Origin of the sequence: Rhizobium binae (assembly GCF_017357225.1) — a bacterium.
GTDB classification, from domain to species: domain Bacteria; phylum Pseudomonadota; class Alphaproteobacteria; order Rhizobiales; family Rhizobiaceae; genus Rhizobium; species Rhizobium binae.
This window is the reverse complement of sequence record NZ_CP071606.1, coordinates 50,425-68,177: the sequence shown is the minus strand read 5'-3', so window position 1 is coordinate 68,177 and position 17,753 is coordinate 50,425. Positions and strand designations below refer to the sequence as shown.

Genomic DNA, 17,753 nt, shown 5'->3' with positions numbered 1-17,753 from the left:
TCCTTTGCCGTTGAAGGGAGTCGAACCTGCGATCCGTCGGATTCCTGGCTCGATCGCTGTGAAACGAGTTGACTGGAGCAAACATTTAGCGCGGTGCAGAATGACTGAAATGGGGCCGATCGCAAGCATCTCGGGATGATCTACATTCCCTATGAGATGTTTTAACGCGATTCCGGCTGCCAAATTCTTTGGGGCGAAGACACGTTGCATCAGTCCCCATTCCCTTGCGTGTGGTCCGAAGGTATCTATTGTCGACGAAGGCCGGGGGTTGGGAGTATCTAATGTCGGCAGTGCCGTTCTCAAAGATTTCGACGCCGTTCACCGCGCTGTTCGCTACAATCGGTCTCTTGGTCGTTGCCGCACTGACGGCGCAGGGCCTTACTGGACAGGAGAGGCTTGTCCTTGAGCTGCTACTTGCGGCAATTTGGCTGGCCTATGTCCTCCAATTGAGCGGCACATTGCTTTCTCGGCGACACCGTTTGTCGGGCGGGATGCCGGCCATCGTGATCGATTTGCTCGCGGTTCTGGTGCCGGCTGCTGCATTCTTGTTCGTTGGGTCCCGCGATCGGGACCTCTATTGCGCAGTTTGGCTTCTCAAGCCGTTGCGCGACTCAACGTTCTTCAGGCTGCTGGCAAAGGTGGTCGTGAATGAATCGCGCAATCTGCTCGGCGTGACGTCGGTATTCGGCATCGTTCTTTTTGGCGCAGCGTTGGCCGGTTATCTCATCGAGCGAGACGTCCAACCCGATAGGTTCGGCAGCATTCCGCAAGCGATGTGGTGGGCGGTCGTGACGCTGTCGACGACCGGCTACGGTGACGAGATCCCGCAGAGCCTTGCAGGTCGAGTTCTAGCCGGATTGGTGATGATGAGCGGGATCGGTATTTTTGCTCTTTGGGCCGGCATCCTCGCCACCGGCTTCTACGAAGAGGTTCGCCGCCAAGACTTCGTTCGCAACTGGCAATTGGTCGCTGCCGTACCCCTGTTCCAGAAGCTTGGTTCCGCTGCACTGATCGAGATCGTTCGGTCGCTGCGACCGCGCATTGTCCCCGCAGGAGCCGTGATCTGCCGCAAGGGCGATGTTGGCGATCAGATGTTCTTCATTGTCGAGGGACGGGTCATCGTGGCGACACCCGACCATCCAGTGGAACTCGGTGCCGGCAACTTCTTTGGCGAGATGGCGCTGATCAGTGGCGAACCTCGCTCAGCGACGGTCAGAGCTGCAACCGAGGTATCGCTGCTGTCGCTCTACGCTGTGGATTTCCAGATGTTGTCGAGCAGTAGTCCGGAGATCGCGGAGACCATCCGCAAGACGGCGCTGGAGCGGCGGGTCGGCTCGCCGAAGGAATAGTCCAAGCCTGATAGCGGTGGCGTCGCCTTAAGAGTTTGATGGCCACGGAGATGGCATCTTGTGATGCATGACCGAATTCTCGGCCAGGCGCAACCGCCGCCACCGTTTTCCAGCCGAAATCATCGCCCATGCGGTGTGGCTCTATTATCGGTTCTGCCGTGTGTGCGTGATGTCGAAGACTTGCTTGCCAAGCGCGAAATTGACGTCTCGTTTCAGACCGTCGCCGAGTGGGTGGCGAAACTTGGCTTGAACTTCGCGCATCGTCTTCGCCGGCGCTCGCGCGGCAGCTTTGCCGACAAGTGGCATCTCGATGAGATCATTGTCTCGATCAAGAAGTTGCAGCTCGAACATTGGCGAGATGCTGCAGGTGCTCAAAACACACCGTATTGACCAGATCAACTAACAGAGCGGTTTTCTCGGCACCCTGCGAGAAGAAATCGCCAGACGCTGCCATACGTGATCAGGTTCAGATATGTAAAGCGCTCCCCAAAGCCTTCAGCGCCGCTTCCATGACCGCTTCACTGCGGGTCGGATGCACGTGGATGGTGCCAGCGATGTCTTCCAGCCGCGCGCCCATCTCGATCGCCAGGGCAAAAGCCGCCGACAGTTCGGAAACCCCTGCCCCCACCGCCTGCAGGCCGAGCACGACGTTGGTGTCGGCACGGGCGACGACGCGCACGAAGCCCTCCTCCGAGACCATCGTCATCGCCCGCCCATTGGCGCTGAACGGAAACTGGCCGGTGCGGATTTCATAGCCTTGCGCTTGCGCTTCCGCCGGCGAGAGACCGGCGCTGACGATCTCGGGATCGGTAAAGCAGACGGCGGCAATGCAGCGCTTGTCCCAGGCGCGCTTCTTGCCGGCGATGATCTCCGCCACCATCTCGCCTTGCGCCATGGCCCGGTGGGCCAGCATCGGCTCGCCGGTCACGTCGCCGATCGCATAAATGCCGCGCATCGAGGTGCGGCAGCGATCATCGATCCTGAGATAGGGACCGGCGCGATCGAGATCGAGCTCCTCGAGGCCTGATCCCGCCGTTCGCGGCCGCCGGCCGACGGTCACGAGAATGCGGTCGGCCGGCAGGCTTTCTCGCCGGCCATCGGAGGTTTCGACAAGCAATGCCTCACCATTGTCGGCAAGGCCCATCGCCTTCGCGCCTGTCAGGACCCTAATGCCGCTTTCGGTGAGCTTGCGCATGACGGGGCGGACGAGTTCGGCATCATAAAGGGGCAGCACCTGCGGCGTCGCCTCCACCACCGTCACTTCCGAACCCATCTTGGCGAAGGCCATTCCAAGCTCCAGGCCAATATAACCGCCGCCGACCACGATGAGCTTTTTCGGCAGCTCCGTCAGCGACAGCGCCTCGGTCGAGGAAATGACGCGGCCGCCGAATGGCAAGTTGGAAAGCTCCACCGGATCGGAGCCGGTGGCGATCACCACGGTCTCGGCGCGAATGATCTGCTGGCCGGTTTCCGTCTCCACCTCCACCGTCTTGCCGTCGCGAAAGTGAGCCCGGCCATGGACAATCTTGACTCGTGCCTTCTGCAAGAGACCCGAGACGCCGCCTGTCAGCCTGCCGACAATGCCGTCCTTCCAGGCGATCGTCCTGCCAAGATCGATCGAGGCGCCTTCGACGCGAATGCCCATCGGATTCTTGCCGTCGAGCATCTTCTGCGTGGCAGCGAACTCCTCGGCCGCATGGATCAAAGCCTTGGAGGGAATGCAGCCGACCGTCAGGCAGGTGCCGCCCGGCTTTCCGGCTTCGACGATCACCGTATCGATGCCAAGCTGGCCGGCGCGGATTGCGCAGACATAGCCGCCCGGGCCGGCGCCGATGACGAGGAGCTTGCAGACAATTTCTTTCATGGATCAGCCTTCGATGAAGATGAGCGCCGGGGTTTCGAGGAGCGTACGGATGCGCTGCACGAAGGTCGCCGCATCCCAGCCGTCGATGATGCGATGATCGAAGCTGGAAGAAAGGTTCATCATCTTGCGCGGCACGAACTGCGCGCCGTCCCAGACAGGGCGCGTGGCGATTTTGTTGACGCCGATGATCGCCACTTCGGGGTGGTTGATAACAGGCGTCGAGACGATGCCGCCGAGCGCGCCAAGCGAGCTGATGGTGATGGTCGAGCCGGAGAGCTCGTCGCGCGTCGCGGTCCCCGAACGAGCCGCTTCGGCCAGCCGGTTCATCTCGGCGGCGCAATCCCAGATGCCCCGGGCTTCCGCATGCCGCACCACCGGGACGGTCAGACCCGCCGGCGTCTGCGTGGCGATGCCGATATGCACGGCACCATGACGCGTGATGATGCCGGCATCGTCGTCGAAGGTGGCGTTGACCTCGGGCTGCTCAGAGATGGCCTTGACCAGCGCCCGCATCAGGAAAGGCAGCACTGTCAGCTTCGGGTGGCTCGATCTGCGGTCGCGGTTCATCGTGGCGCGCAGCTCCTCAAGCGCGGTCATATCCACTTCTTCCACGTAAGTGATGTGGGGGATGCGCGAGGTGGACAACACCATCTTTTCGGCGATACGGCGGCGCAGTCCGGTCAGCTTGATCTCTTCGGTCGACGTCTTTCTGGCGAAACCATTCTTTAGCGTTGCGGGCGCTGCTCCCTGAGACAGAAACTGTTCGACATCTTCGCGCAGGACGCGTCCCGCAGGCCCCGTGCCCTGCACTTGCCGTAGATCGACGCCGTTTTCCCTGGCGAAGAGCCGCACGGACGGCGCGGCAAGCGGCTTTTCGGCGGGCGCCGCCGCGGGTGCCGGCGCAGGCGGAGCGACCGGCCCGGGCCGCGCAGCTTCGAGCTTGGCCGGTGCGGCAGCCGGCGCCTGCAAGATCTGCGCAGGCGTAGCCTCGCCAACATCGCTCACCGTTTCGATCCGCACCAAAGGCGCCTTGACCGCGATACGGTCTCCGATCTCGCCGGCAAGCCAGATGACGGTGCCGCTGACGGGTGAGGGAATTTCGACTGTGGCCTTGTCGGTCATGACGGCGGCGATCACCATGTCCTCGCGCACCGGATCTCCTGCCTTCACGTGCCACTCCACAAGCTCGGCCTCGGCGACCCCTTCCCCGACATCCGGCATCTTGATGATGAATTCGCCCATGGTCAGGCCTCCATGACTTCGGAAAGCGCCCGCCCGAGGCGGCCGGGGCCGGGGAAATAGTCCCACTCCTGCGCATGCGGATAAGGCGTGTCCCAGCCGGCGACACGCACGACCGGCGCTTCGAGATGATAGAAGCAATGTTCCTGGACCAGCGACACGACCTCGGCGCCGAAGCCCGAGGTCAGGGTCGCTTCATGGACGACGACGCAGCGCCCGGTCTTGGTGACCGATTTGACGATCGTATCGAGATCGAGCGGCAGCAGGCTTCTCAGATCAATCACCTCGGCATCGATGCCGGCATCCTCGGCCGCGGCAAGCGCCACATGCACCATCGTGCCATAGGCAACGACCGTCACCGCAGACCCGGCGCGCCGGACCTCGGCCTTGCCGATCGGGATGGTGTAATGGCCGTCAGGCACCTCTCCGAGCTCGTGTTTCGACCAGGGTGTGACGGGCCGCTCGTGATGACCGTCGAAAGGGCCGTTATAGAGCCGTTTCGGCTCCAGGAACATGACGGGGTCGGGATCCTCGATCGCCGCGATCAGCAACCCCTTGGCATCATAGGGATTGGAGGGAACGATCACCTTCAGCCCGCAGACATGGGTGAAGAGGGCTTCCGGGCTCTGGCTGTGCGTCTGGCCGCCGAAGATGCCGCCGCCGGTCGGCATGCGCACGACGATCGGACAGGTGAAATCGCCGTTGGAGCGATAGCGGATGCGCGCCGCCTCCTGCGTCAGCTGGTCATAGGCCGGATACATGTAGTCGGCGAACTGGATTTCGACACAGGGCTTCAGCCCGTAGGCTGCCATGCCGATTGCCGTGCCGACAATACCGGACTCGCTGATCGGCGTATCGAAGCAGCGCGTCCTGCCGTATTTTGCCTGTAGGCCCTGGGTGCAGCGGAAGACACCGCCGAAATAGCCGACGTCCTCGCCGAACACCACGACATTGTCATCCTTCGCCATCGAGACGTCCATGGCGCTGCGCACGGCCTCGATCATCGTCATCCTGGCCATGTCAGTACCCCGCCCTCTGCCGCTGGCGGCGGATATGCGCCGGCATTTCGGCATAGACCCCCTCGAAAATGTCGCGCACCGAGGGCCTGCCGCCGGCGTGCAGCGTGCCGTGCGCCTCCGCCTGGCGTTGCGCCTCGATCACCTCGTCCATGATTTCGGCTTCCGCCTGCACGTGCCGCTCCTCCGACCATGCGCCCTTGACGATCAGATGTTTCTTCAGCCGGAGCACGGGGTCGCCGAGCGGCCAGGCTTCCGATTCCGTCTTCGGCCGATAGGCGCTCGGGTCGTCGGAGGTCGAATGGGCGCCGACGCGGTAGGTGACATGTTCGATCAGCGTCGGGCCGAGATTACGCCGCGCCCGCTCGGCCGCCCAGCGGGCGACGGCGTGAACGGCGAGATAGTCGTTCCCATCGACCCTGAGCGCCGGAATACCGAAGCCGAGGCCACGGGCGGCAAAAGTCCCCGAACCGCCGCGGGCAATGCCCTGGAAGGTCGAAATCGCCCACTGATTGTTGACGATGTTGAGGATCACAGGGGCCTTGTAGGTCGAGGCGAAGACGAGCGCCGAATGGAAATCCGATTCCGCCGTCGAACCGTCACCGATCCAGGCAGCGGCGATGCGGCTGTCGTTCTTGATCGCCGAAGCCATCGCCCAGCCGACGGCCTGCACATATTGGGTGGCGAGATTGCCTGAGATGGTGAAGAAGCCATGATCCTTGGAGGAATACATGATCGGCAGCTGCCGGCCGTGCAGCGGATCGCTCTCGTTCGAGTAGATCTGGTTCATCATCTCGACCATCGGATAATCATCGGCGATCAGGAGGCCCGCCTGGCGATAGGTCGGGAAATTCATATCTCCCTTGTTCAGCGCCTTGCGGAAGGCGCAGCTGACGGCCTCTTCGCCGAGATGCTGCATGTAGAAGGAGGTCTTGCCCTGGCGCTGGGCCATCAGCATGCGGGCGTCGAAGGCGCGCAGTTTCATCATGTTGCGAAGCCCGGTCAGCAGCTCTTCATCGGAGAGCGACCCCGCCCAGGGACCGACCGCCTCGCCGTCGCGGTTCAAGACGCGGATGATCGAATAGGCGAGATCGCGAATGTCCTCCGAGGCGACATCGACCTCCGGCCGCGGCACGGAGCCGGCCTTGGCAATCTTGACGTTGGAAAAATCAGGCTGGCCGCCCGGTCGGACGGCGGGTTCGGGGACGTGCAGGCTCAGACGAGCGGAATCCACCATGTTTCTTCTTTCCTCCCTTTGCCGACCCTGCCTCCCTCCCCGGAAGCGGGCCGGATGTCATCCTTGTAGATTGCGGGCAATGACCATGCGCTGCACGTCGCTCGTCCCTTCATAGATCTGGCAGATGCGCACGTCGCGGTAGATGCGCTCGACCGGATAATCAGCCATGTAGCCATAGCCGCCGTGGATCTGAATTGCATCGGAGCAGACGCGCTCGGCCATCTCCGAGGCAAAGAGCTTGGCCATCGAGGCTTCCGACAAGCAGGGCAGCTCCGCTTCCCGGAGAGAAGCCGCGTGAAAGACGAGCTGGCGCGCCGCCTCGATGCGAACCGCCATGTCAGCAAGACGGAAGGCAACGGCCTGATGTTCGAAGATTGGCTTGCCGAAGGCGGTACGCTCTTTGGCGTAGTCACGCGCCGCCTCGAAGGCCGCCCGCGCCATGCCGACCGCCTGCGCCGCGATGCCGATCCGCCCGCCTTCGAGATTGGCAAGCGCGATGCGATAGCCTTCGCCTTCCGCACCGAGCCTCAAATCCGCAGGGATACGCATGGCGTTGAAGGCGATCTGGCAGGTATCGGTGGAATGCAGGCCAAGCTTCTCCTCGACGCGGATCACCTCGTAACCCGGCGTGTCCGTCGGTACGATGAAGGCGGTGATGCCCTTCTTGCCGGCATCGGGATCGGTAACGGCAAAGACGATGATGACATTGCCGTTCTTTCCAGAGGTGATGAACTGCTTGGCGCCGTCGATCACGTAGTGGTCGCCGTCACGCCGCGCCCTTGTCTTCAGGTTCGAGGCATCGGAACCGGCCTGCGGCTCGGTCAGCGCGAAGCCGCCGATCCATTCGCCGCTTGCGAGTTTCGGCAGAAAGCGCTGCCGTTGCTCCTCTGTGCCGAATTTCAGGATCGGCACGCAGCCGACCGAGCTGTGCACGCTCATGATCGTCGAGCAGGGCCCGTCGCCGGCGGCAATCTCCTCGAGTGCTGCGGCATAGGCGATGACACCCGTGTCCGAGCCGCCATAGGTTTCCGGCACCAGCATGCCGAGCAGGCCGAGTTCGCCCATCTCCTTCAGCTCGTCGCGCGGGAAGAGATGCTCCCGGTCGCGCTTCGCCGCCCCCGGCGCCAGCCGGTCGCGGGCAAAATCGCGGGCGAGATCCGAGATCTGCTGCTGGAGTTCGGAAAGGATCATGTTGCTCCCCCTCCCCGCTAGTGCCGCTCGATGGCGACGGCCGTCGCCTCGCCGCCGCCGATGCAGAGCGTAGCCATGCCGCACTTCAGGTCGTAACGCGCGAGCGCCGCAAGCAGCGTCACCAGGATGCGGGCTCCCGAAGCACCGATCGGATGGCCGAGCGCGCAGGCGCCGCCATGTACGTTTACTTTTTCATGCGGCAGGTCGAGATCGCGCATCGCCGCCATGGCGACGACAGCGAAGGCCTCGTTGATTTCGAAGAGGTCGACATCCGAGAGTGCCAGACCCGTCCGGTCGGAGAGCTTCTGCAGCGCGCCGATCGGCGCGGTGGCAAAAAGACTGGGCGCCTGCGAATGGGTGGCATGGCCGAGGATGGTGGCGAGCGGCGTCAGGCCGCGATGTTCGGCCTCGGAGCGGCGCATCAGCACCAGGGCTGCCGCGCCATCAGAGATCGAGCTGGAATTGGCTGCCGTCACCGTGCCTCCATCGCGGAAGGCGGGTTTCAGCGTCGGGATCTTGTCTGGCTTCGCCCTGCCCGGCTGTTCGTCGCGGCTCGCCACCTGCTCTGATTTGCCTGACTTGACCGTCACCGGCACGATCTCGCCGTCGAAACAGCCGTCCGCGATTGCCTTCTGTGCACGCGTCAGCGAGGCGATGGCGTAGCTGTCCTGCGCCTCGCGCGTGAACTGATAGGCCTCGGCGCAATCCTCCGCGAAGCTGCCCATCAAGCGCCCCTTGTCATAAGCATCCTCCAGCCCGTCGAGGAACATGTGATCCACGACACGCCCATGGCCGAGCCTGTAGCCGCCGCGAGCCTTGTCGAGGAGATAGGGCGCATTCGTCATGCTTTCCATGCCGCCTGCGATCGCGATCGAAGCGCTGCCGGTGGCGAGCTGGTCATGCGCCATCATGACCGCCTTCATGCCCGAGCCGCACATCTTGTTGACGGTGCTGGCCCCGGTACCGAAGGGCAAGCCGGCATGGATCGCCGCCTGTCGCGCCGGCGCCTGGCCTTGGCCCGCCGGCAGCACGCAGCCGAAGACGACCTCCTCGATCGCCTCGGCGGCGACGCGGCTGCGCTCAAGTGCTGCGCGGATCGCCGCTGCTCCAAGCTCGGGTGCGGTGGCGTCTTTCAGTTCGCCTTGAAAGCTGCCGATCGGGGTGCGTGCTGCACCGACGATGACGATGGGATCCTGCAAAACCATCTTTCCTCCTTCGGGCGACGCGTTTACCGCGCGCCCATCCGCAATGCGCCGTCGAGGCGGATCACCTCGCCGTTCAGCATGTTGTTTTCAAAGATATGGCGCACCAGTCCGGCAAATTCTGCCGGACGTCCGAGCCGCGGCGGAAACGGCACGCTCTTACCGAGCGCTTCCCGCACCTCGGTCGGCATGCCGGCCATCATCGGTGTCTCGAAAATGCCGGGCGCGATCGACACGACGCGAATGCCGTGGCGGGCGAGTTCGCGGGCAATCGGCAGCGTCATCGCCGCCACACCGCCCTTGGAGGCGGCATAGGCGGCCTGGCCGATCTGGCCGTCGAAGGCGGCGACCGAGGCCGTATTGACGACCACGCCGCGCTCGCCTTCCGCATCCGGCTCCGTCTTCTCGATCGCCGCGGCGGCAAGTCGGATCATGTTGAACGTGCCAATGAGATTGATGGAAATCGTGCGCGCAAAGCTTTCCAAACGGTGCGGCCCGTCGCGGCCGATCACCTTTTCGGCGGGCGCCACGCCCGCGCAATTGACCAATCCCCGTACGCCGCCGAAGGCTTGGACCGCTGCGGCGACCACCGCAGCTCCGTCGTCGCCATCGGTCACGTCGGCCTTGACGAACTGCACATCGCTGCCGAACTCCCGGGCAATATGTTCGCCCGCTTCGGCATTGAGATCGGCGATCGTCACGCGCCCACCGGCCTCGACGAGCATGCGCGCCGTCGCCGCACCCAAGCCGGAGCCGCCGCCGGTTACGATAAAGCTTGCTCCATGGATCAACATGAATCGGTTCCTCCCTGCCGACCGCGCCCTCCTCCAAGCGCAACCGACGGGTACGATTCTATTCGCTCCACCTATTGCAAGCGATGACAGAACTGCTCCATTATTTCGGCCAGTTTTGCCATAGGGAGTGCGATGGCCGAAATCGAGCGACGAATGATAGCGCCGGCCTTTGTCGAGGAAGCCCTCGACAGCCTGCGGCGGCTGGATAAGCCGACAGAGCCTATTCTTGCGCGCGTCGGACTGTCGCCGCGGGTCGATCAGCCGGTGTCGGCCGAGACCTATGGTGCGCTCTGGCTGGCCATCGCCGCCGAACTCGACGATGAATTCTTCGGCATGGGCGGACGGCCGATGAGCAGCGGCAGTTTTACGCTGCTCTGCCACTCCGTGCTGCACGCGCCGACGCTGGGTCAGGCGCTTCGCCGGGCGCTGCGTTTCCTCGATGTCGTGCTGGATGACCCCAGGGGGCAACTCGTCATCCGCGACGGACTGGCCGAGGTCGAGCTCAGGGATGCCGGCAGCCCGCGTTCGGCCTTCGCATACCGCACTTACTGGATCATCCTGCACGGCATCACCTGCTGGCTGGTCGGCCGGCGCATTCCAATCCGCCTCGTCGACTTTCGCTGCCCCGAACCGAAACAAGGCGCCGACTACCGGCTGTTCTTCGGCGCGCCGGTGCGTTTCTCGCAACCGATCAGCCGCCTCGGCTTCGACAGCGCCCTGCTCGGTCTTCCGATTTCGCGCAGCGATCAGGCGCTCAAACAGTTCCTACGCGGAGCGCCGGCCAATATCCTGGTGCGCTATCGCTACGATGCCGGCATCGCCGCCGCCGTCCGCCGGCGCCTGAGCCAGACAACGCCGGCTCTCTGGTTGAACTTCGCCTCGCTCGCCGCCGAAATGCGCATGCCGCCCTCGACGCTCCGCCACCGCCTGCACGACGAGGGGCAAAGCTATGCCGCAATCAAGGATGAGATCCGGCGGGACCTCGCTGCCGAATTGCTGCTGAATACCTCGAAAACGATCAGCGAGATCGCCGTGCAACTCGGCTATTCCGAACCCAGCGCCTTCTTCCGGGCGTTTCGCAAATGGATGGGCAAGAGCCCTGAGACTTTCCGGTGGGAGGAAGCGGATTCGACTTAGATCAGTCGAACCGCTTAACGCGACTCGACTGGCTGCGCGCTTCCGAGAACATGGCGGCAATCTTCATCACGAAGGATTTGCTGAAGCGACCGAGGACCTCCTGATGAGGCTCGATATACCAGGAGTGCTCGACAATATCATGATTGTATTCGTCGACGACGATCCAGCTCTGCTTGAGATCCCCAAGTCCGGCCCGTCGGCGCTCGATATCGGGAATTTCTAAGGCAACCCTCCCCGGCTGCGGCGGCTGTGTGGTAATTGCCAGCAGCACGAGGTGCGTATTTCCATCACTGGTACTGCGGATTGCAATCACGACACAGACCGGCCGCTGTTTTCGTCCCTCGGTCTCACCGCGTTGATGCTGCCACGCCCAGAGATAGGGATAGGTGATCAGCTCACCAGGACGAAACTCATGGCTCATCGTCGTAGCCTTCACCCTTCGCCAGTCGCTCAATCGCCTCGCCAAACAGTTCGGCATGCTCGTCCGGCATCTCCGAGATGGCATGGGCGCGGCGCGGATCCGTACCACTGCGCATGCGCTCATAATGCTCATAGCTCATCAGCACGAAACGAGGCTTACTGTGGCGGGTAAGAACGACCGGTTCGCGGCTCGCGGCATCAGTGACGTCCCCGACCTGTTTGTTGAGATCACCCGTCGTGAACTGTCGCATCGAACAGCGCTCCTATTATTTCCATATGTTCCATATATTCCATGTTTTCCATATTTTCAAGAAACCGAACTCTTAAGCGCATTATTCGGAGACACTTTGAACCTTCCGCAACCCGCGCTACATATTTCAGCGGGAGGAGTGCCATGTTTGATTTCTCGCTCGGCGAAACCGCGGATGCGATCCGCGAAACGACGGCGCGGTTTGCCGCCGATCATATTGCTCCGCTGGCCACGGAGATCGATGAAAGCAACACGTTTCCACGCCAGCTCTGGCCTCAGATGGGCGCGCTCGGTTTGCATGGTATCACCGTCGAAGAAGAATTCGGCGGCACCGGTCTCGGTTATCTCGAGCATGTCGTCGCCATGGAGGAGATTTCGCGCGCCTCGGCCTCCGTCGGCCTGAGCTACGGCGCCCATTCCAATCTCTGCGTCAACCAGATCCGCCGCTGGGCCTCGCCGGAACAGAAGCATCGGCACCTGCCGAAGCTGATATCAGGCGAACATGTCGGCTCGCTTGCCATGTCCGAGGCCGGCTCCGGTTCCGATGTCGTCTCCATGCGGCTGCGCGCCGAGAAGAAGGGCGACCGCTACATTCTGAACGGCACAAAATTCTGGATCACCAATGCGCCGCATGCCGACGTGCTGGTCGTCTATGCCAAGACCGATCCGGCCGCCGGCGCGAAAGGCATTTCCGCGCTCATCATCGAGAAGGGAATGCCCGGCTTCAGCGTTTCCAAAAAGCTCTCCAAGCTCGGCATGCGCGGCAGCGACACGGCCGAACTGGTCTTTGAGGATTGCGAGGTGCCGGCGCAGGCGCTGATGGGGCGGGAGGGCGAAGGCGTGAAAATCCTGATGTCCGGCCTCGATTACGAGCGCGCCGTGCTTGCCGCCGGCCCACTCGGCATCATGCAGGCCTGCCTGGATGTCGTGCTGCCCTATGTGCGTGAGCGCAAGCAGTTCGGCAAGGCGATCGGCGATTTCCAGCTGATGCAGGGCAAGATCGCCGACATGTATGTCGCGCTGAATTCGGCGCGCGCCTATGTCTATTCCGTGGCGCGGGCCTGCGATGCCGGCCGCACGACGCGCACCGACGCGGCCGCCGCGATCCTTTTTGCCAGCGAGAACGCCGTGAAGGTTTCGCTGGAGGCGATCCAGGCGCTCGGCGGCGCCGGCTATACCAAGGACTGGCCGGTCGAGCGCTTCCTGCGCGACGCCAAGCTATATGATATCGGCGCCGGCACCAACGAGATCCGCCGCTACCTGATCGGCCGGGAGCTGATTGCGTCATGACGGTGATTTCGACCGCGATCGATCGCGAGAGCGAGAGCTTCAAAACCAACGCCATCAAGAACCGAGCCCTGATCGACGAGCTCTATGAGCGCTCGGCGAAGGCGCGCGAGGGCGGGCCGCAAACCGCGCGCGAGCGCCACACGGCCAAGAACAAGCTACTGCCCCGCGACCGCATCCAGCTGCTCATCGATGCCGGCAGTCCCTTTCTGGAGATCGGCACGCTGGCGGCAAACGGCATGTATGGCGGCGAGGCGCCGGGCGCCGGCATCATATCGGGCATCGCCCGTGTTTGCGGCCGCGAGGTGATGATCGTCGCCAATGACGCAACGGTAAAGGGCGGCGCCTATTTTCCGATGACAGTCAAGAAACATCTCAGGGCACAGGAAATCGCCCTGCAGAACCGCTTGCCCTGCCTTTATCTGGTCGACAGCGGCGGCGCCAATCTGCCGCATCAGGCCGAGGTCTTTCCTGACCGCGACCATTTCGGCGCAATCTTCTACAACCAGGCCCAGATGTCGGCCGAAGGCATTCCACAGATTGCCTGCGTCATGGGAAGCTGCACCGCCGGCGGCGCCTATGTGCCAGCCATGTCTGATGAAACGGTGATCGTGCGCAATCAGGGCACGATCTTCCTCGCCGGCCCACCGCTGGTGAAGGCCGCGACCGGCGAGGTCATTTCGGCCGAAGAGCTCGGCGGCGCCGAAACCCATGGCCGCCGCTCCGGCGTCGTCGACCATGTCGCCGAAAACGACGAACATGCCTTGCTTTTGGTGCGCGATATCGTCGCCAGCCTCAACAGCGTGAAGTCGATCGATATCGACATTCAGGCCCCCCGGCCGCCGAAGCTCGACGTCCAAGACCTTCACGGCATCATTCCCGAGGATGTGCGCTCGCCCTACGACGTGCGCGAGGTGATTGGCCGGATCGTTGACGGTTCGGAACTGCATGAGTTCAAGCCGCTCTACGGCACAACGCTCGTCTGCGGTTTCGCCCGCATCTGGGGCATGCCTGTCGCCGTCATCGCCAATAACGGCGTGCTCTTTTCCGAAAGCGCGCTGAAGGGCGCGCATTTCATCGAGCTCGCCTGCCAGCGCCGCGTGCCCCTGCTCTTCCTGCAGAATATTTCCGGTTTCATGGTCGGCGGCCGCTACGAGGCCGGCGGCATTGCCAAGGATGGGGCAAAGCTGGTGACAGCGGTCGCCACCGCGACGGTGCCGAAGGTCACCGTCATCATCGGCGGCAGCTTCGGCGCCGGCAATTACGGCATGTGCGGCCGCGCCTATCGCCCGCGTTTCCTCTTCACCTGGCCGAACAGCCGCATCAGCGTCATGGGCGGCGAACAGGCGGCCTCCGTGCTTGCCACCATCCGCCGCGACGCGCTGGAGGCGCGCGGCGAAGACTGGCCTGTTGATCAAGAGGAGGCCTTCAAGGCGCCGATCCGCGCCGGCTATGAAGCCGAGGGCAATCCCTATTATGCCACCGCCCGCCTCTGGGACGACGGCATCATCCATCCCAGCCAGACACGGGATGTGCTGGGCCTTGCCTTTTCCGCCTGCCTGAACGCGCCGATTCCGAAAGGGCCGCGCTTCGGCCTGTTCCGGATGTGAGGCGGCGATGATGGAAAGCCTTCTCATTGCCAACCGGGGCGAAATCGCCCGCCGCATCATCCGCACGGCAAAGACGCTCGGGATCCGCACGATTGCCGTCTATTCCGAGGCCGATCAGAGCTTGCCTTTCGTGCGGGAGGCCGACGAAGCGATCGCGATCGGCCCATCGCCGACCCGTGAAAGTTACCTCTCGCAGGAACGCATCCTGGAAGCCGCCCGCAAAACCGACGCTGCGGCGATCCATCCGGGCTACGGTTTCCTCTCAGAAAATGCCGAATTTGCCGAAGCGGTGGAAAAAGCCGGTCTCGTCTGGGTCGGCGCGCCGCCAGCTGCCATCCGCGCGATGGGGCTCAAAGACGCGGCAAAGGAATTGATGCAGGCGGCCGGTGTGCCGGTGACTCCCGGCTATCTCGGCCCGGACCAGAGCGAAGCAAGGCTTATGGCCGAGGCTGATGCCATCGATTATCCCGTCCTCATCAAGGCCGTTGCCGGCGGCGGCGGCAAAGGCATGCGCCGCGTCGACCGCCCGCAAGATTTCGCCGAACTTCTCGCCTCCTGCCGCCGCGAGGCATCCGCTTCCTTCGGTGACGATCGCGTCCTGATCGAACGCTATATTGCCAATCCGCGCCATATCGAGGTGCAGGTTTTCGCCGATCAGCACGGGAACTGCGTCCATCTCTTCGAACGCGACTGCTCACTGCAGCGCCGTCACCAGAAGGTCATCGAGGAAGCTCCCGCCCCCGGCCTCGATGCCGCCACACGGGCTGCGATCTGCGATGCGGCAGTGAAGGCGGCAAGGGCAGTCAACTATGTCGGCGCCGGCACGATCGAATTCATCGCCGATGCCTCGCAAGGCCTGCATCCCGACCGCATCTGGTTCATGGAGATGAACACGCGCCTGCAGGTGGAGCATCCCGTCACCGAAGCGATATCAGGCGAGGATCTGGTGCTCTGGCAGCTGAAGGTCGCAAGCGGCGAACCGCTGCCGAAAAGCCAGGACGAGATCACCATGAAAGGCTGGGCCTTGGAAGCCCGGCTCTATGCCGAAAATCCCGCCGCCGGCTATCTGCCCTCGACCGGCCGGCTCGAACATCTCAAGCTCCCCAGAACCGTCCGCGTCGACAGCGGCGTCGAACAGGGCGATGAGATCACCGCCTTCTACGATCCGATGATCGCCAAGATCATTGCGCATGGACCGAACCGCGACGCCGCACTGTCGAAACTCGCGGCCGCCTGCGCCGGCATCGAGGTTTGGCCGGTCAGATCCAATGCCGGGCTTCTCGCCCGCATCGCCGCCGCCCCGGATTTCCGCGCCGCCCGGATCGATACCGGATTCCTCGACCGGCACGGCGAAACTCTGGTGGCGAAGGTACCGGATCAGACGGCAATCGACCGTGTGGCCACTGTTCTTTCGCAGACACCCGGCGATGATCCCTGGTCGGCGCTTTCCGGTTTTCGCATCGCCGGGCCGAGTGACAGCCGCGTGCGCCTCCGCATCGACAGCCACCTCTATTGGGGACAGGCACGTCCGGAGCTTGAGACAACTACCGCCAAGATTGCGGAAACGACGGTGCTTTTCGATACCGGCAATGCCTGGTCGATCGGCCTGCCGCTTGCGAGCGAAATCGAGGCCGACCACGGCGCGGGCGACGGCGCGATCCTCTCGCCCATGCCCGGCCTCGTCATATCGGTCGATGTCGCCGAAGGCGATCTGGTCACCAAGGGAGACCGTCTGCTGACGGTCGAAGCGATGAAGATGGAGCATACGCTGCGGGCGCCCTTCGACGGCATCGTCGGAAAACTGCAGGTTTCGCCAGGAACCAGGGTCTCGGAAAACCAGCTGGTCGTCACCGTCGTGATGGGAGAGGAGTGATGGCTGGCCGCTATTTCGACGAGTGGACGGTCGGCGACCGCATCGCCCACGACATCCGACGCACCGTCACCGAGACCGACAACCTGCTCTTTACCACGCTCTCCCACAATCCTCAGCCGCTGCATCTCGATGCCGAATATGCGGCCGGCACCGAGTTCGGCCGGATCGTCGTCAACGGCACCTTCACTTTCGCGCTCACCGTCGGCCTTTCGGTCGTCGACACCACGCTCGGCACGCTCGTTGCCAATCTCGGCTATGACAAGGTGACGATGCCGAAACCGGTCTTCATCGGCGATACGCTTAGAGTGGAAAGCGAGGTGACGGAACTGCGCCGCTCGAACTCCCGCCCCGACGCCGGCATCGTCACTTTCCGCCATGTAACGCTGAACCAGCGCGGCGAGATCGTCTGCCAGTGCCTGCGTACAGCCATGCTGAAGGTGAAACCGTCATGAGGCTGCGCTCGCTGCTCTTCGTGCCCGGCGACCGACCGGAACGTTTCGAAAAGGCGCTCGCCTCGGGCGCCGACGCCGTCATTCTCGATCTGGAAGATTCCGTCGCGCCTGCCAACAAGCCAAAGGCCCGCGAAAGCGTGCACACCTTCGTGCAGCGCCATGCCGGCGAGACCGCTCTTCTGGTCCGCATCAATCCCCTGGCCTCGCCGGAATTCGAGGACGACCTCGCCGCCCTGAGCGGTCTTCAGCCTTTCGCGCTCATGCTGCCGAAGGCCGAAGGCGCCGCATCGGTGCGCAAACTTGCAAGCGCCCTCGAATCGGCTTTTCCCATCCTGCCGATCGCAACCGAAACGCCGTCGGCTATCTTCGAGATCGGCAGCTATCGTGAGGTCTCGGACAAGCTCTGCGGCCTGACCTGGGGTGCTGAGGATCTGCCGGCCGCGATCGGGGCTTCGACCGCGCGCAGGACGGACGGCCGCTATACGCCGCCTTACGAACTGGCCCGCTCGCTCACGTTATTTGCAGCCCATGCGGCAACCGTTCCGGCGATCGATACCGTCTATCCCGATTTTCGCGATCTCAATGGTCTGCGGGCCTATGTCGGCCGCGCCCGGCGCGACGGTTTCTCCGGCATGATGGCCATCCATCCGAGCCAGGTGGAAACGATCAATCACGCCTTCACGCCGGATGCCACCGAGATCGTCTGGGCGGAAAAGGTCACCGCCGCCTTTGCCGGCAGTCACAACGCCGGCGTCATCCAGCTCGACGGGCGCATGCTCGACCTGCCGCACCTCAAGCTCGCGCTCCGCATTCTGGAGTCTGGACGATAGGC

At 63.3% G+C, this 17,753-nt stretch carries 16 protein-coding genes and 1 pseudogene; 8 read left to right on the top strand and 9 right to left on the bottom strand.

From position 1 onward, the window contains the following. Window positions 1-281: 281 nt before the first annotated feature. Both J2J99_RS24705 and J2J99_RS24700 read left to right on the top strand, forming a co-directional pair. Window positions 282-1,349, top strand: coding sequence for a cyclic nucleotide-gated ion channel (locus J2J99_RS24705; RefSeq protein ID WP_168297435.1), 1,068 nt, complete (start codon window positions 282-284; stop codon window positions 1,347-1,349). 67 nt (window positions 1,350-1,416) lie between these two features. Then, window positions 1,417-1,718: pseudogene (locus tag J2J99_RS24700) on the top strand (IS6 family transposase); the annotation flags it as partial. Between the two features lie 97 nt (window positions 1,719-1,815). On the opposite strand, the gene lpdA reads toward J2J99_RS24700, so the two are convergent. Genes lpdA through J2J99_RS24665 form a run of 7 tightly spaced genes read right to left on the bottom strand, consistent with a single transcriptional unit; the run spans window position 1,816 to window position 9,892 of the window. Then, a complete protein-coding gene (lpdA, locus tag J2J99_RS24695) occupies window positions 1,816-3,213 on the bottom strand; it encodes a dihydrolipoyl dehydrogenase (protein WP_168297436.1) in 1,398 nt (465 codons plus the stop codon). Between the two features lie 3 nt (window positions 3,214-3,216). Next, a complete protein-coding gene (locus tag J2J99_RS24690) occupies window positions 3,217-4,455 on the bottom strand; it encodes a dihydrolipoamide acetyltransferase family protein (protein WP_168297437.1) in 1,239 nt (412 codons plus the stop codon). Window positions 4,456-4,457: 2 nt separating this feature from the next. Then, window positions 4,458-5,471 carry an alpha-ketoacid dehydrogenase subunit beta gene (locus tag J2J99_RS24685; protein ID WP_168297438.1) on the bottom strand — a complete coding sequence of 338 codons (1,014 nt, stop codon included), beginning with the start codon at window positions 5,469-5,471 and terminating at the stop codon, window positions 4,458-4,460. A gap of 1 nt (window position 5,472) precedes the next feature. Next, window positions 5,473-6,705 (bottom strand): 3-methyl-2-oxobutanoate dehydrogenase (2-methylpropanoyl-transferring) subunit alpha, encoded by a 1,233-nt coding sequence (locus J2J99_RS24680; protein ID WP_168297439.1) that lies wholly within the window; start codon window positions 6,703-6,705, stop codon window positions 5,473-5,475. A 57-nt stretch (window positions 6,706-6,762) separates the two neighbouring features. Then, entirely contained in the window at window positions 6,763-7,896 is a 1,134-nt protein-coding gene (locus J2J99_RS24675) for an acyl-CoA dehydrogenase family protein (protein ID WP_168297440.1), read from the bottom strand. 17 nt (window positions 7,897-7,913) lie between these two features. Then, window positions 7,914-9,101 (bottom strand): acetyl-CoA C-acyltransferase, encoded by a 1,188-nt coding sequence (locus J2J99_RS24670; RefSeq protein ID WP_168297441.1) that lies wholly within the window; start codon window positions 9,099-9,101, stop codon window positions 7,914-7,916. 23 nt (window positions 9,102-9,124) lie between these two features. After that, window positions 9,125-9,892: a 3-hydroxyacyl-CoA dehydrogenase gene (locus J2J99_RS24665; protein ID WP_168297442.1), complete on the bottom strand. Its 768-nt coding sequence runs from the start codon at window positions 9,890-9,892 to the stop codon at window positions 9,125-9,127. 132 nt (window positions 9,893-10,024) lie between these two features. Between J2J99_RS24665 and J2J99_RS24660 the strand changes: the two genes are divergently transcribed. Next, window positions 10,025-11,029 (top strand): AraC family transcriptional regulator, encoded by a 1,005-nt coding sequence (locus J2J99_RS24660; RefSeq protein WP_168297443.1) that lies wholly within the window; start codon window positions 10,025-10,027, stop codon window positions 11,027-11,029. Between the two features lies 1 nt (window position 11,030). On the opposite strand, the gene J2J99_RS24655 is transcribed toward J2J99_RS24660, so the two are convergent. Together J2J99_RS24655 and J2J99_RS24650 are read right to left on the bottom strand one after the other, a co-directional pair. Beyond that, window positions 11,031-11,450, bottom strand: coding sequence for a hypothetical protein (locus J2J99_RS24655; RefSeq protein WP_168297444.1), 420 nt, complete (start codon window positions 11,448-11,450; stop codon window positions 11,031-11,033). Then, on the bottom strand, window positions 11,440-11,700 hold the full coding sequence (locus tag J2J99_RS24650; protein ID WP_168297445.1) for a type II toxin-antitoxin system prevent-host-death family antitoxin: 261 nt from the start codon (window positions 11,698-11,700) through the stop codon (window positions 11,440-11,442). Before J2J99_RS24650 ends, J2J99_RS24655 begins: the two co-directional genes overlap by 11 nt. Before the next feature lie 143 nt (window positions 11,701-11,843). Between J2J99_RS24650 and J2J99_RS24645 the strand changes: the two genes are divergently transcribed. Genes J2J99_RS24645 through J2J99_RS24625 form a run of 5 tightly spaced genes read left to right on the top strand, consistent with a single transcriptional unit; the run spans window position 11,844 to window position 17,751 of the window. After that, window positions 11,844-12,989 (top strand): isovaleryl-CoA dehydrogenase, encoded by a 1,146-nt coding sequence (locus J2J99_RS24645; RefSeq protein ID WP_168297446.1) that lies wholly within the window; start codon window positions 11,844-11,846, stop codon window positions 12,987-12,989. Further along, window positions 12,986-14,596 carry a carboxyl transferase domain-containing protein gene (locus J2J99_RS24640; protein ID WP_168297447.1) on the top strand — a complete coding sequence of 537 codons (1,611 nt, stop codon included), beginning with the start codon at window positions 12,986-12,988 and terminating at the stop codon, window positions 14,594-14,596. Before J2J99_RS24645 ends, J2J99_RS24640 begins: the two co-directional genes overlap by 4 nt. A gap of 7 nt (window positions 14,597-14,603) precedes the next feature. Further along, entirely contained in the window at window positions 14,604-16,469 is a 1,866-nt protein-coding gene (locus tag J2J99_RS24635; RefSeq protein ID WP_168297448.1) for an acetyl/propionyl/methylcrotonyl-CoA carboxylase subunit alpha, read from the top strand. After that, entirely contained in the window at window positions 16,469-16,921 is a 453-nt protein-coding gene (locus J2J99_RS24630) for a MaoC family dehydratase (RefSeq protein ID WP_168297449.1), read from the top strand. Before J2J99_RS24635 ends, J2J99_RS24630 begins: the two co-directional genes overlap by 1 nt. Then, the gene (locus J2J99_RS24625; RefSeq protein ID WP_168297450.1) at window positions 16,918-17,751 is read left to right on the top strand and encodes an HpcH/HpaI aldolase/citrate lyase family protein; all 834 of its coding nucleotides are present in this window, start codon (window positions 16,918-16,920) and stop codon (window positions 17,749-17,751) included. Before J2J99_RS24630 ends, J2J99_RS24625 begins: the two co-directional genes overlap by 4 nt. The last annotated feature ends 2 nt before the right edge of the window (window positions 17,752-17,753 follow it).